Source organism: Streptomyces sp. NBC_01276 (genome assembly GCF_041435355.1).
Lineage (GTDB): Bacteria > Actinomycetota > Actinomycetes > Streptomycetales > Streptomycetaceae > Streptomyces.
This window is the reverse complement of the sequence record NZ_CP108442.1, coordinates 7045497-7060031: the sequence shown is the minus strand read 5'-3', so window position 1 is coordinate 7060031 and position 14535 is coordinate 7045497. Positions and strand designations below refer to the sequence as shown.

The following is a 14535-nucleotide window of genomic DNA, read 5'->3' as shown; positions in this document are numbered from 1 at the left end:
ACCGCCTCGGGACGGGCGCCGTCAGCGCCCGTCCCCCCGGGGAACGGTGAACTCGCACCACACGCACTTCCCGCCGCCCCGGGGCTCCACGCCCCAGCCCTCCGCGAGCCGTTCCACCAGCATCAGGCCGCGGCCCGACACCGCCCAGTCGTCGGCCTCGCGGCGGCGCGGCAGGGCGCTGCTGAAGTCCTCGACCTCGATCCGGATCCGGCCCTCGGCCGTCAGCCGCAGACTGACCAGGCCGCCGCCGTCGGTGTGCACGAGGGCGTTGGTCATCAGCTCGTCCGCCACCAGCTCGATCTCGTCGGCGCGCTCCCGGGCCCCCCAGGCGGCCACCGCCGCCCGGATCAGGTGACGGCCCATCACCAGGCTGTCGGGATCCCCGGGAACGAGGCGCTGGTGCAACGGGCCGCCACCGCGCGGGGCGGGGGTGCCGCGCCGGCGCAGCAGGAGCAGGGCCATGTCGTCCCCGCCGCCCGCGTCCCCGACGAGGTCGCACAGGACGTCGGCCAGTTCCTCGACGTCGACGGGACCGTCGCGGGCCGCCTCCATGAACTCCCGCATCCCGGTCTCCAGGTCACCGCCGGACCGTTCGAGCAGCCCGTCGGTGCAGAGCAGCAGGGTGTCCCCGGGGTGCAGTTCCAGGCTGGTGACCGGGTAGCCGGAGCCGGTGCCCGCCTGCTCGCGCGGGGGCAGGCCGAGCGGCAGCCCGCCCGCCACCTGGACGCGGTGGCAGGTGCCGTCGCCGCGCCGGACGACCGGGTCCAGGTGGCCGGCCCGGACCAGGTGGAGGGTTCCGGTGTTCAGGTCCACCTCGGCATAGGTGCAGGTGGCGAAGCGTTCGGTGGCCAGGTCCCGCAGGAAGGCGGAGGCGCGCGCCATCGCCGTACCGGGGGTGTGGCCCTCCATGACGTAGGCGCGGAACACGATCCGGAGCTGGCCCATGACGGCCGCCGCGTCCGTGTCGTGGCCCTCGACGTCGCCGATCATCACCCCGACCCGGCCGCCGCCGAGCGGGACCACGTCGTACCAGTCGCCGCCGATGTCGCGCCCCATCCGCGCCGCCCGGTACCGGACGGCGATCAACGCGCCCGGCACGTCCGGGATGCGGCGGGGCAGCATGGCCCGCTGGAGGCCTTCGGCGAGGTCGTGCTCCTGCTCGAAGAGGATCGCCCGCTGGAGGCTCTGCGCGATGCCGCTGCCGAGGGCGACCAGGACGTTGCGCTCCTCCGCGGTGAAGTCCCCTTCCCGCTGGTACAGCAGGCCGAGGGCGCCGACGGGCCGCCCCTGGGCGATCAGCGGGAGGTAGACGCCGCTGCGCACGGCGAGCGGCTCGATGTACGGCCACAGTCGCGGATAGCCGCGCTGGAACTGCTCCCGCGAGGCGATGAAAACCGGCTGCAGGGTCCGTACGGCCTCGCTCATGGGGAACTGCGCGTCGATCCGCGTGTACTCGATCTCGGGGACGTACGAGCCGAGCTGCCCTTCGGCGACCAGGTGGATGCGGGCGCCGTCGACGATCCCGAGCATGACGCTGACGGCGCCGAGGTGGCCGAGCGCCTCGGGGTCCTTGAGGACGTCGGTCACGTCGTTGACGGTGCGGGCGTGCGCGAGGATCGCGGTGGTCCGCTCGACGACCCCGGTCATCCGCCGGCGTCCCTCGTCCCCGTTCCCGGAGGCGCCCGGCTCGTTGGGGTCCGCGGCGGCGTCGCGGAGGATGCCGATGATCCGGTACGGGCGGCCCCGCGGATCCCGCAGGACGTGCCCCTGGACGTGGGTCCACGCGGTGCCGCCGTCGTGGCGCAGGGTGCGGAAGTAGGCCCCGTAGTGGCTGCGCCCGTCCCGCAGGGCGTTCTCGACGCGGTGCTCCAACCGGGCCCTCTCGTCGGGCAGGACGCGGGCGAGCAGTGCCTCGGGCGTTCCGGCGAACTCCTCGGCGGGCAGGTCGAGGACCTTTAGAGCGGTGGCGTCCAGATGCATGCGGCCGCTTTCGAGGTCCCAGTCGAAGGTGCCCATGCGATTGAGCGCGAGGCTCAGATCCGGCCGCGCGGGCCAGTCGACCTCGTGGGTCCGTCCCCGCTGGTCCATGCAGCCAGGGTCTCACTGTCCCCCGTCCCCGGCATGCCGTCTCAAGTCGCGCCGCGGTACGGGGCCGGACGGCCTAGCCTTCCCCGTTCGCCTCCGCTTCCCCGGATCCGGCCCCGGACCCGGACGGGGAGGCCGGGGCCAGGCCCGCCGGCGGGGCGGTGGAGGGGCCGGGCGGGGTGGTGGGACCGCTCGGGGTGCTGCGGTCGGTGAGGGCGGGCGGCTTCGACGCCGGCGCCGAGGGGGCGGACGTGTCCCCCGGGCCGCCCGACGGGCTCCCGGACGGGGTGGTCGCCGTGGCGGTGTCCTCAGGCGTTCCGGTGCCCGGGGTGCGCGGGGTGCCGGTCACGGGCGGTGAGGTGGCGCCGGAGGACGGCGGGGAGGTGGCCGGCGAGGGCGTGCCGGCCGGCGGGGTGGGGGTCGGCGGCGGCGGTACGGGACGGTCCGGCTTCGGGGCCGCGCCCCGGTCGCGCTCGTACCAGCGGCCGCTCTCGTGGTCGTAGATCACGATCTTGTGCACCACCGTCTTCGACGGTGCGATCACCACGGCCTCGCCGGGCCGGTACGAGGGCCAGGGCTGTCCGGAGCGCTTCGGGTTCGCCGGCAGCGGCACGGGGGCGCCGAGGGGGTTGCCGCATGCGCAGCGGACCCGCGGTACCCCGCGGTCGTCCACCAGTACGGCCGTTCCCGCCTGGAGGACCGCCTGGTAGGGGACGGCCCTGCCGTCGCGGTAGCCGTGGTTGGTGACCCGGGTGTCCGTGCGCAGCTGTACGGGGGTCAGGGCGCGCAGGTAGCCGGGAACGGCGGAGGGGTCGAGGCCGAGGGCGGAGGCGAAGGCCGCGTTCTTGGCGGGCTCGGCGGACAGCGCCGCGATCTGCCTCGGCACGTCGCAGCTGGCGACGTCCTTCGTGCCGCCGTAGAGGCCGGGAGCGGAGCCGCTGACGCTGCGGGTCGGGGTGGTGCCGGTGCCCGTCGGGGACGGGGTCGGGTTCGGGGCCGGGCTGTACGGGGGCGGGGTGGCCTCCCGCGCGGCCGTGGACTCGGTGAACGGGGCGGGGCCGGTCACCGCGGCCGGCTGGAGGAACACCTCGGCCCCGGCCCGCTGCGTGGAGCCCCCGCCGCCCGGCCGGGTCAGCACCACGACCAGGGCGGCCACGGCGGCCAGCGCCACGGCCGCCGCCGCGATCCGGGGGCCGGACCGCCACCAGGGCCGCGCCCCGCCCGGCGGCTCCCCACCGGGAGGCCCACCGGGAGGCCCACCGGGCGGTGCCGGGGGCGGCGGTCCGGGGGGACCCGGCGCCGCCCCTCCGGAGAGCGGTCCGGAAGGGGGCCCGGTGGGGCGCCCGGACGAGGGCCCGGACGATGACGCGTCCGGCGGTGACGGCTGGTGGGGCTGCGGCGGCCGTTCGCCGGAGGGCTGCGTGGTCACGGGCTCTTCTCTCCCGGCGGCGGAATTCCCGAAAGCTCCTGTTGATTCCGGTTCATAGGTGTTCGTACACTCCTGCGGACCATTGTGTGTGTGCTCCCGGTGGTGCCCGCAAGCCGGGGGTGCCACGGTGAGCGGGTGATCCGCTCCTCCGTCAGGACCTCCGCGCACGCCTCCCCCGGGGCCTGGCGCGACGCGCTCGTCGCCGCCCTGGCGGGCTTCGCGGTGATGACCGCGGTGGCCGCGGCCGGGCTCGCCTGCGCGGGAGCGGGCGATCTGCCGGGGGGCGCCTTCCCCCGGGTGCTCGCCGCCGTCGTGGTGATGGCCGCGGGCGGCGCGGTCGGGGGCTCCGCCGAGGCGGGCCCGCTGGCCGGGGCGGAGGTGAGCCTGTCGGTGATGCCCCTGTCGGTCAGCCTGGCCGGTGCGCTCACCACGGGCTTCCTCTTCCTGCGTCCGCTGCGGGGCCGGGCGGTGGTCACGCCCCGGGAACTGCTCTTGCGGGCCGCCCGGCTGACCGTCCTGTGGCTGCTCCTGCTCACCCTGTCCGGCCTCCTGGCCCGGCAGGACTTCGGGCTCTCCCCCGGGGACTCACCGCTCGGGGACCTCGGCGAGCTGCTCGGCGGCGCACCGTCGGTGGGCTTCCGGGCCGACCTGCCCGCCACGCTCCTCTTCGGGCTGCTGTGGATCCTGGGCCTGCAGCTGATCACCCTGCTGGTCTCGCGGCGAGCGCCGCTCCCGGCGGCCCTGGTCCGCTTCCACGCGGCGGTGCGCCCGGCCGCCCACGCCACCGCCGTCCTGCTCGTCGCGTACGTCGGGCTCGGCCTGGCCGTCGGCCTGGTGACGGCCGCCACCCGGGGCCACGCCGCCCGGACCCTGGCCGTGCTCCTGCTCGGCCTGCCCAACCTGGCCTGGCCGGCCCTCACCGTGGGCTTCGGCGGTGCGTGGCAGGGCCGGGTGGAGGGGCCGTTCGGCCTGCCGGTGCCGCAGGTGCTGGACCGGGTCCTGCGCGGCTCCGAGGCGTCGACCGTCGACGTGGCCTCGCTCGCGGAGCACGACCCGCGGGCCTGGTGGCTGGTGCCGGTGGCGGCCGTCCTGCTGCTCGGCACCGGGGTGCTGGCCGCCGTACGCTCCCCCGCGCACGTGCGGCCCCACCGGCACGCCCTGCACCTGGCGGTGGCGCTCGCGCTGGCCACCCTGACGGTGTGCCTGCTCGCCCGGGTCGAGGTCCGGTTCGGTCTGTCCCTCCTGGGCATCGGCGACGTGGCCGGCCTCGCGGGCACCGCCGAACTCACCCCGCACCTGTGGCGCACGACGGGACTCGCCCTCCTCTGGGGCGCCGTGGCGGGCTTCCTCGGCGCGCTCCTGTCCCGCCCCGTCCGGCGCCGCCGGGGCGGGCGGGCCCCGGCGGCACCGTGAGGCCGTGACCGCCGGGCCGCCGCGGCCCGGGAGCCCGGTGGGGCTACGGGCGCCCAGTGGGGCTACGCGCGCTCGGAGGGGCCGCGGAACACGGGCAGGGCCCAGTGCGGGGGCGGCGGGCAGGCGGGGGCGGCCACCGGTGGACGGCCGGCCGTGGCGCGGAGGGCCGTGGTGAAGGCCAGGCAGGTCCCCCAGCGGTCCTCGGGGGCCTTCGCGAGGGCCTTGGCGAGTACGGAGTCGACGGCGGGCGGCAGTTCCGGGCGGTGCGAGGACGGCGGGGGCGGCGGATCGTACTGGTGCGCCCAGAGCAGGGCGAGGTCGTCGTCGCGGCGGAACGGCGGGCCCCCGGTCAGCATCTCGTAGACCACGCAGCCCAGCCCGTACACGTCGCAGCGGCCGTCCACCGGCTTCCCGGAGATCTGCTCCGGGGCGACGTAGTCCAGTGTCCCGACGAACTGGCCGACGGTCGTGAACCCGGTCAGCGAGAGGGACTTCTTCGTGAGGCCGAAGTCGGTCAGGTACACGTGCTCGGGGTGTTCGCCGTCCGTGCCCTCGGCGACCAGGACGTTGCCGGGTTTGACGTCCCGGTGGACCAGGTCGTGGGCGTGGGCGGCGTCGAGTGCCGAGGCCAGCTGGCCCGCGATCCGGGCCGCCGCCGCCACGGACAGCGGCCCGGTGCGGTCGAGGAGGGCCCGCAGGTCCTGTCCGGGGACGTACCGCATGGCGATGTACAGCAGCCCGTCCGCCTCACCGGCCTCGAACACCGGCACGATGTGCGGGTGGTCGATGGCCGCCGCCACCCTGGACTCGTGGGCGAAGCGCTGCCGGAAGGTGTCGTTGCGGGCCAGTTCGGGGGCCAGTACCTTCAGCGCCACCGTGCGGTCCAGCCGCAGGTCCCGGGCCCGGTAGACGACGGCCATGCCGCCGCGCCCGATCTCGTCCTCCAGCAGGTAGCCGGCGATCCGCCTGCCGGCGGGTCCGGACGCCCGCCCGGCCCGCGGGTCGGCGGCTCCCATCAGCGCCCGCCCGGTTCGGGCGGGGGCCGGTCCACGACCCTGGTGGGCTCGTGGGCCGGTTCCGCCGCGCCGGTGCCCGGGGCGGGGCCGGACTCCCGCGGCCGCGGGTCCCGGGGCTGCGGCGCGGGAGGGGCGACCGGTCCCGTGACGACCGCGTAGGGGGCCAGGCGGCTCCCGTCCGCGTACGTCCACTGGTCCGCCGCGGCGTCGTAGAGCCACGCGGACTCCCCGTCGATGACGATCCCGGCCCGCAGGCCCCGTACGGCCTCCCGGAACGCGCCGGTGTCCGCCCGGTCCGCGGCGAGTTCGCGGACGGCCCGCCGGTAGCGGTCGAGGGCGTCGGCCGCCCCGGCGAGCAGCGGCCCCGGGTCCTCCGCCGGTACGGTGGGCCGGCCGCCCGTGGGCGGCGGCTGCGGCACGGCCACCAGCAGCCGGCCGTCGACCCAGGCGGACCAGCCGTTGGCGCACAGGACCTCTCCCCACTCCCCGCTCCGGGACAGCAGGCGTACGGGGAGGAAGGCGTCCAGGGCGGTGGTCGGCCGGGTCGCGTCGGGCGCCTCCCAGGCGGGCAGCCCGTCGGGCGGGACCACGTGCGTGGGCCGGAACACGGCGCCGGGGGCGTCCGGGGCGGTCATCGGCCGGCCCTACTTCCGCATGATCGCGGGCTCGTGCCGCCGCAGCAGCCGCGCGACCAGTACGCAGAACAGGACGGACAGGGCCACCAGCATGCCCATGTTGAGGAGCCAGACCCCGGCGGAGTGCGCGAAGAGGGGGTCGTCGGTGAGCGGGCCGGGCACGATCCGGGCGAGGTCGATGGTGCCGGCCATCGCGCCGAGCGCCCAGCGGGAGGGGACGAACCAGGCGAGCTGCTCGATCACCGGCACCCCGTCGAGCTGGAGCAGCGCCCCGCAGAAGACCACCTGGACGATGGCGAGGAGGACCAGCAGCGGCATGGTGACCTCCTCCTTGTTCACCAGGGCGGACACGAGCAGGCCGAGCGTCATCGCGGTGAAGGACAGCAGGGCGACGGCGAGGGTGATCTCGACGAGCGGCGGCAGGAACACCCCGGTGGCGCCCGGCGGTCCGAGCCGCACGCCGAAGAGGCCCACGAGGGTCAGGACGACGGCCTGGGCCACGGTGATCGTGCCCAGCACCACCACCTTGGACATCAGATAGGCGGACCGGGACAGTCCGACGGCGCGTTCCCGCTGGTAGATGACCCGTTCCTTGACCAGCTCCCGGACGGCGTTGGCGGCTCCGGTCAGGACGCCGCCGACGCACAGGATGAGCAGGGCGTTGATCGCCGTCTCCTGGGTGAGGGCGCTGCCGGCCAGGGCGCGGGCCATGGCGCCCATCACGAACGGCAGGGCGATCATGATGGCGAGGAAGGTGCGGTCGGCGCCGAGCGCGGCGGCGTAGCGGCGGACCAGGGTGGAGAGCTGGGATCCCCAGCTCTGCGCCTTGGGCGGCGCGGGGGCGAAGCCCGCCGGGCCCTGGCCGGACTGCCCGTCCGGGGCTCCGCGGGGACCACGGGGTCTGTGGGCTGCCCCGGCCCCGTAGGCGCGGTACTGCGGGGAGGCGGCGTACTGGCCGGCCCAGTCGCGGTCCCGCTCGTTCTCGAAGGCCTCGAAGGCCTCGGGCCACTGGTCGAAGCCGAAGAAGCCGAGGGTCTCGCCGGGCGGCCCGTACCAGGCGACACGGCCGCCGGGGGCGAGCACCAGCAGCCGGTCGCACACGTCCAGGCTGAGCACGCTGTGGGTGACGACGATGATGGTGCGGCCGTCGTCTGCGAGGCCGCGCAGCATGTGCATGACGGACCGGTCCATGCCGGGGTCGAGGCCGGAGGTGGGTTCGTCGAGGAAGAGCAGGGACGGCTTGGTCAGCAGTTCCAGGGCGACGGAGACCCGTTTGCGCTGGCCGCCCGAGAGGCTGTGGATGGGCTGGTCCGCGCGCTGTCCGAGGCCGAGTTCGCCGATCACCTCGTCCACGCGGGCCTGGCGTTCGGTCTTGGCGGTGTCCTGCGGGAAGCGCAGTTCGGCGGCGTAGGTGAGGGCGCGGCGGACGGTGAGCTGGGCGTGCAGGATGTCGTCCTGGGGGACGAGTCCGATGCGGCTGCGCAGTTCGGCGTAGTCGCGGTAGAGGTCGCGGCCGTCGTAGAGGACGGTGCCGTGGTCGGCTGGGCGCAGTCCGGTCAGGGCGCCGAGCAGGGTGGACTTGCCGGCGCCGCTGGGTCCGACGACGGCGAGCAGGCATTTTCCGCCGACGGGGAAGGAGACGTCGTCGAGGAGGGTCTTGCGGCCGTGGTCGACGGCGACGGCGAGGTCCTGCACGTCGAGGGAGACCTCGCCGCTGTCGACGTACTCCTGGAGCTGGTCGCCGACGAGGCAGAAGGCCGAGTGGCCGATGCCGACGATGTCCCCCTCGGCGATCCGGGCCCGTTCGACGGGGGTGCCGTTGAGGTAGGTGCCGTTGTGGCTGCCGAGGTCGGCGATCTCGTAGGTGCCGTCGGCGAGGGCGCGCAGTTCGGCGTGCCGGCGGGAGACGACGAGGTCGTCGACGACGAGGTCGTTGGCGGGGTCGCGGCCGATGCGCAGGGCGGTACGGGCGGCCAGCGGGCGGACGGTGGTGGGCCGGCGGAAGGTGCCGGTGCGCTCCGGGTGGGCTACGGGGGCGACGGACGGGACGGCCGCGGGCGGGGGCGGGGGCGGGGCCGGGGGCGTGCGGATGGAGAGGACGGCGCGCGGGCCGTCCTGGGCGCTGCCGAAGCGCAACTCGCTGCCGGGGCCGACGCTCCATTCGCGGATGCGGTGGCCGTCGGCCCAGGTGCCGTTGGTGCTGTCCTCGTCACGGACGGTCCAGTGGTCCCCGTCGGGGCACAGGACCGCGTGGTGCCAGGAGACGCGGGCGTCGTCGAGGCAGATCTCGCAGAGGGGGTCCCGGCCGACGTGATAGGTCCGGGACGGGCTCATCTCGGTCGAGCCCCCGGCGGTCTCCAGGACGAGTTCGGGCGCGGTGTCCGCTCCGGAGCGCTGGGCCATGCACAGATCCTCCCACGATCGACCGGTCCCGGCGCGGGCAGCATCACCGCAGGTCAGAGGGGTCTTATGGAGAATGACAACGGTCCCCGTTGCAGCCTTTGCCGATCCCGCCGAGGTGCGCTTCACTTCACGCGTCGGAACCGAACGAACGAGGGACGCCATGACCGGGCACGACCACGCGCACGACCACGACCGGGGGCCCGACCACGGCCACGGCCACGCCGGGCACAGTCACGGGGTCGACCCGGACGCGGACCGCCGCTGGCTGGCGATCGCGCTCGCGCTGATCGGCGGCTTCATGGCCGTCGAGGTGGTCGTCGGCGTGATGGCCCAGTCCCTGGCCCTGATCTCGGACGCGGCGCACATGCTGACCGACGCCGTCTCGATCGTCCTCGCGCTGATCGCGATGCGGCTGGCGGCGCGCCCGGCGCGCGGCGGTTTCACGTTCGGCCTCAAGCGGGCCGAGATCCTCTCCGCCCAGGCCAACGGGCTGACCCTGCTGCTGCTGGCGGCCTGGCTGGCGTACGAGGCGGTGCGGCGGCTGATCGACCCGCCGCAGGTGGAGGGCGGTCTGGTGCTGGTGACGGCGCTGGCCGGCATCGTCGTCAACGTGGCGGCGGCCTGGTGCATCTCGCGGGCGAACCGGTCCTCGCTGGCCGTGGAGGGCGCCTACCAGCACGTCCTGAACGACCTGTACGCCTTCATCGGGACGGCCGTGGCCGGCCTGATCGTGCTCACGACCGGTTTCGTGCAGGCGGACGCGATCGCCACGCTCGTGGTGGTGGTGCTGATGGTGAAGGCGGGTTACGGGCTGGTGCGCGAGTCGGGGCGGATCTTCCTGGAGGCGGCCCCGGCGCACCTGGACCCGGACGCGGTCGGCGACCGTCTCGTCGGACACCCGCCGGTGACGGAGGTCCACGACCTGCACATCTGGACGATCACCTCGGGGCAGGCCGCGCTGTCCGCGCACGTACTGGTGGAACCGGAGGGCGACTGCCACGCGGTGCGCCGGGAGCTGGAGCGGCTGCTGGAGAAGGAGTACGGGATCACTCACACCACGCTCCAGGTGGACCACGTCCAGGAGGCGCTGCTGTCGGTCGGCCGGGCGGGCGGGGAGCCGGGCGGCCGTGACCCGCACTGCGCGGACGCGCACGGCCCGGTGCACCGGGAGGGCCCGCACGCGCACTGAAGGCCGGCCGGCGGGGCATACATGAAGCCATGACGGAGCCGAAGAGGCACAAGCGCAGCGCCGGCCTGCTGTTGTTCCGCCGCACCGGCGGCGGGGGCGTGGAGGTCCTGCTCGGCCACATGGGCGGTCCCCTGTGGGCGGGGCGGGACGCCGGCGGCTGGGCGATCCCCAAGGGCGAGTACGGGCCGGACGAGGCGCCCCGGGACGCGGCCCGCCGGGAGTTCACGGAGGAGCTCGGGCTGGCGCCGCCGGAGGGCGACTACCTGCCGCTCGGCGAGGTACGGCTGACCAGCGGGAAGCTGGTGACCATCTGGGCGGTCGAGGCGGACCTCGATCCGGCGCTGACGGTGCCCGGGACGTTCACGATGGAGTGGCCTCCGCACTCCGGGCGGGAGCAGGAGTTCCCGGAGCTGGACCGGGTGGCCTGGTTCGCCCCGCCGATGGCGCGAAACAAGCTGATGATGCCTCAACTCCCTTTCCTGGAGCGCCTGTTGGTGCTACTGGAGGGTTGACTCGACCTTTACTTGCCAACAAACCCCACCTGCGTGGACATTGCACATATGACGAGCGTCGTGCTGGTGGGAACCCTGGACACCAAGGGTGTCGAGTACGGCTGGCTGCGCGAGAGGCTGCTGCGCGCCGGCGTCGAGGTGGTCCTGGTCGACACGGGGATCATGGGAGAGCCCCGGGGGGACGCGGACGTGCCGCGCGAAGCGGTGGCCCGCGCGGCGGGCACGGAACTGTCCGACCTGCGGGCCGCCGCCGACCGGGGCTCGGCCGTGGCCACGATGGCCCGGGGCGCCGAGGCGGCCCTCCTGCGCCTGCACGCCGAGGGGCGGCTGCACGGGGTGCTCGCGATCGGGGGCAGCGGGGGCACCTCGATCGCGACGCGCGCCATGCGGGCGCTGCCGCTCGGCGTGCCGAAGGTGATGGTCTCCTCGATGGCGTCCGGGGACGTGGCCCCGTACGTCGGGTCCGCGGACATCACGATGATGTACAGCGTCGTGGACATCGCCGGGATCAACAGCATCTCGGCGCCGGTGCTGGCGAACGCCGTGGAAGCGGTCGCCGGGATGTCCAGGGCGTTCCAGCGCGCCTCCATGGAGCTGCGCCGCCCGGCCCGGCTGGGGGCGGGTGCCCGGCCGCTGGTCGCGGCGAGCATGGCGGGGGTGACGACGACCGGTGTGGACGCGGCCCGGGAACGGCTGACCGAACTCGGCTACGAGGTACTGGTCTTCCACTCCAGCGGTACGGGCGGGCGGACCCTGGAGACCCTGGCCGGGCAGGGGATCTTCGCCGGGGTGCTGGACCTGACCCTCAGCGAGCTCGCCGACGACCTGTGCGGCGGCATCCTCACGGCGGGACCCGACCGGCTCAGCGCGGCCGGGCGGGCGGGGATCCCGCAGGTGGTGAGCCTGGGCGCGCTGGACATGGTGAAGTTCGGGCCGCTGGAGACCCTGCCCGAACGGGCCCGCTACCGCAGGATCCGTGTCCACAACCCCTCGATCACGGTGATCCGTACGACCGAGTCCGAATGCGCGGAGCTGGGCCGCCGGGTCGCGGCGAAACTGCGGGCGTCGACGGGGCCGACGGCGGTCTGCCTGCCCCTGCGCGGACTGTCCACGCTCGGCGCGCCGGGCGGCCCGTACCACGACCCCCGTGCGGACGGGGCCCTGTTCTCGACGCTGCGCGACGGCCTGCGCGGGAGCGCGGCCCGCCTCTACGACTACGACACCCACATCAACGACCCGGCCTTCGGACGGGCCGCCGCCGACCGGCTGCACACCATGATCGGCGCGGTCTCGGCCGCCGCCTGATCCCCGCCGGGTGTCCGCGTCCCGGACACCCGGCGGGGTTGGGAACCGGCCGTGGCGGAAACCGTGTCCTGGAGGGTGCCGGTCGGGGGACGACCGGCCGGCCCCCTCGGAGGCCGGTGACGCCACGGACGGGGGCGGACGATGGACAACGGCTGGACGGTGCCCGGCTACAGCGAGGTCCGCGAGCTCGGTGCGGGCGCCAGCGGCCGGGTGGTGCTCGCGGTGCACGCGGCCACCGGCACGGCGGTCGCGGTGAAGTACCTGTCGGAGCGGCTGCGCCGGGACCCGGCCTTCGTCCGGGAGTTCCGGGCGGAGGCACGGCTGCTCGGCGGTCTCGGCTCCCCCTACGTGGTGGGCCTCTACGAGTACGTGGAGGCGCCGGACGGCGCCGCGATCGTGATGGAGCTGGTCGACGGGATCTCCCTGCGGGCGGTCCTGAGGGAGTCCGGGCGGGCGGAGCCGGAGGCGGCCCTGGTCGTGCTGAAGGGCTCCCTCCTGGGGCTGGCCGCGGCCCACCGGGCGGGTGTCGTCCACCGGGACTACAAGCCGGAGAACGTGCTGGTCGCTCCGGACGGCTCCTCGAAACTGGTCGACTTCGGGATCGCGACGGGCCGCGGCACCACCCCGGGCGTGGCCGGCACCCCCGCCTACATGGCGCCCGAACAGTGGCAGGGCGAACCCGCCTCGCCGACCGCCGACGTGTACGCGGCCACCGCGACCTTCTTCGAGTTCCTGACCGGGCGCAAGCCGTACGACGGCACCAACCTCGCGGAGCTCGCCGTCCAGCACATCGAGGCGCCGGTGCCGGAGACGGAGGCCCCGGAACCGGTGCGCCCGCTGATCCGGCGCGGCCTGGCCAAACGGCCGGACCGGCGGCCGGAGAACGCCGAGGCCTTCGTCGCGGAGCTGGAGGAGCTGGCGCTCACCGCGTACGGGCCGGGCTGGGAGGAGCGCGGGCAGCGCAAGCTCGCCGCGCTGGCCGCCCTGCTGCCGCTGCTGTTCCCCTCGGCGGGCGCCGCCGCGGCGGGCACCACCGCCGTGGCCACGACCTCGATCGGGCAGGGCGCCGGCTGGGCCCCGGGGCGCGCCGGCTGGTTCGCGGCCGGGCTGGCCCTGGTCCTGGGGGCCGCGCTGGTGCTGACCACCGACGCCGTGGGCGCCGGCCCGTCCGGGGCGTCCGCGCTGAGCGCCCTCGCCACCACGAGCCCGGCCCCGCCGGGGTCCGCGCCGCCCGCCCCGGGTCCGTCCGCGTCCCCGTCGGGCTCCGTCTCCGCCTCCCCCGGCGCCTCCCCGGGCCCGTCGGCCCAGCCGAGCCCTTCGTGGTCCCCGACGCCGACGGCCTCCCCCTCGGCGAGCCCGAGCCCCACGCCGACCCCGACGGGGAAGCCAACCGTGTCCTGGTCCCCGACGCCCACGCCCACGCCCACGCCGACCCCCACCCTGCGGGTGACCGCCGTGGACGTCTCCCTCAAGACCGGTGTCTACCGGGGCGACGCCGCCGTCTCCGTGTCCGCCGCGGGGAGGGGGGCCGTCAAGGTGGTCCTGCAGTGGTACCTGGGCTCCGCCCAGGGGGCCTACACGGTGCCCGACGGCACCGACACCTTCTTCGTCAAGGCCGGCTCCCCGGCCCAGGTCGTCCGCTCCCACACCTTCCCGCGCGGGTACGGCTGCTACGGCGGCGTCCGCGTCACCACCGAGCCGGCCGCCGGGAGCGGTCCGGCGTACGACTCGAAGCCGCTGGTGCGCTGCCAGGACCAGGAGCCCCCACGATGAGCGATCCCCGCGCCCCGCAGGGCGACGACGACTACAGCGCCACCGTCCTCGGCAGCCACTGGTTCACCGGGCCGCCGTCGCCCGAGGACGCGGCCCCCGACCGGGTCGAGGGTTCCGTGCTGCGCTTCGGGCCGGGTGTGACGGCGGCGATGCCGGCGCCGTTCCCGCTGCGGCCCGCGGCGCCCGCGCCGGTCCGGCGCCGGGGCGGGGGCTGGCGGCGGTACGCCCTCGCCGCCGTGGTGCTCGCGCTGGTGCTGGCGTATCTGGGCTGGCAGCGGTTCGGGCCCGGTGTCGCCGTCCGGGACGTGGCGGTCACCACCGACCCGGCGGGTCCCGGCTGCGACCGGGCCGCCGATGTGGTGGCCGTCGTACACACCGACGGGCGGCCCGGGACCCTCACCTACCGCTGGGTCCGCAGCGACGGCACGCGCTCGGAGGAGCTGACGGAGCGGGTGCCGCGCGGGCGCGAGGAGGCCACGCTGCACCTGCTGTGGACCTTCCGGGGCACCGGGCGTTACGCGGCGCGGGCGGAACTCCAGCTGGTCTCGCCCGTCGAGCGCTCCGCCGCGGTGGACTTCACGTACAGCTGCCGCCCGTAGCGGACGGCCGGACGGCGCCGGGCCGGAACGCCGGGACGTGGGGGCGCCGGGGGGCGCGCCGGAACGGGTGGCCGGGTGGGGAGCGGCGCGGGAGCCGTCCTTCCGGCCGGGTCTGACCTGGCCGTCCGGCCGAAGCCGGGGACGGGGGCCCGCTGGTTGACTCAAGGGGTGGGCGA

The 14535-nt window shown here is 75.6% G+C and carries 11 protein-coding genes; 6 read left to right on the top strand and 5 right to left on the bottom strand.

Annotation, left to right across the window (positions count from 1 at the left end):
* Window positions 1-21: 21 nt before the first annotated feature.
* Complete coding sequence (locus tag OG295_RS31830; protein ID WP_371680073.1) at window positions 22-2088, bottom strand: SpoIIE family protein phosphatase; 2067 nt, start codon at window positions 2086-2088, stop codon at window positions 22-24.
* Window positions 2089-2161: 73 nt separating this feature from the next.
* On the bottom strand, window positions 2162-3514 hold the full coding sequence (locus tag OG295_RS31825; RefSeq protein WP_371680072.1) for a DUF6777 domain-containing protein: 1353 nt from the start codon (window positions 3512-3514) through the stop codon (window positions 2162-2164).
* A gap of 135 nt (window positions 3515-3649) precedes the next feature.
* Here OG295_RS31825 and OG295_RS31820 point away from each other — a divergent pair, with 135 nt between their 5' ends.
* The gene (locus OG295_RS31820; RefSeq protein WP_371680071.1) at window positions 3650-4927 is read left to right on the top strand and encodes a streptophobe family protein; all 1278 of its coding nucleotides are present in this window, start codon (window positions 3650-3652) and stop codon (window positions 4925-4927) included.
* 62 nt (window positions 4928-4989) lie between these two features.
* Here OG295_RS31820 and OG295_RS31815 read toward each other — a convergent pair whose 3' ends face one another.
* Genes OG295_RS31815 through OG295_RS31805 form a run of 3 tightly spaced genes read right to left on the bottom strand, consistent with a single transcriptional unit; the run spans window position 4990 to window position 8981 of the window.
* The gene (locus OG295_RS31815) at window positions 4990-5943 is read right to left on the bottom strand and encodes a serine/threonine-protein kinase (RefSeq protein WP_371680070.1); all 954 of its coding nucleotides are present in this window, start codon (window positions 5941-5943) and stop codon (window positions 4990-4992) included.
* Window positions 5943-6578: a hypothetical protein gene (locus tag OG295_RS31810; RefSeq protein ID WP_371680069.1), complete on the bottom strand. Its 636-nt coding sequence runs from the start codon at window positions 6576-6578 to the stop codon at window positions 5943-5945. Before OG295_RS31810 ends, OG295_RS31815 begins: the two co-directional genes overlap by 1 nt.
* A 9-nt stretch (window positions 6579-6587) precedes the next feature.
* Window positions 6588-8981, bottom strand: coding sequence for an FHA domain-containing protein (locus OG295_RS31805; protein ID WP_371680067.1), 2394 nt, complete (start codon window positions 8979-8981; stop codon window positions 6588-6590).
* Window positions 8982-9141: 160 nt separating this feature from the next.
* Here OG295_RS31805 and OG295_RS31800 point away from each other — a divergent pair, with 160 nt between their 5' ends.
* The 5 genes from OG295_RS31800 (at window position 9142) to OG295_RS31780 (ending at window position 14359) form a co-directional block, all read left to right on the top strand.
* The gene (locus OG295_RS31800; protein WP_371680066.1) at window positions 9142-10170 is read left to right on the top strand and encodes a cation diffusion facilitator family transporter; all 1029 of its coding nucleotides are present in this window, start codon (window positions 9142-9144) and stop codon (window positions 10168-10170) included.
* A gap of 29 nt (window positions 10171-10199) precedes the next feature.
* Entirely contained in the window at window positions 10200-10682 is a 483-nt protein-coding gene (locus tag OG295_RS31795; protein ID WP_371680065.1) for an NUDIX domain-containing protein, read from the top strand.
* A gap of 48 nt (window positions 10683-10730) precedes the next feature.
* Entirely contained in the window at window positions 10731-11987 is a 1257-nt protein-coding gene (locus OG295_RS31790; protein ID WP_371680063.1) for a Tm-1-like ATP-binding domain-containing protein, read from the top strand.
* A 141-nt stretch (window positions 11988-12128) separates the two neighbouring features.
* Window positions 12129-13760: a serine/threonine-protein kinase gene (locus OG295_RS31785; RefSeq protein WP_371680061.1), complete on the top strand. Its 1632-nt coding sequence runs from the start codon at window positions 12129-12131 to the stop codon at window positions 13758-13760.
* Entirely contained in the window at window positions 13757-14359 is a 603-nt protein-coding gene (locus OG295_RS31780; RefSeq protein ID WP_371680060.1) for a hypothetical protein, read from the top strand. The genes OG295_RS31785 and OG295_RS31780 overlap by 4 nt, the downstream gene beginning before the upstream one ends.
* The last annotated feature ends 176 nt before the right edge of the window (window positions 14360-14535 follow it).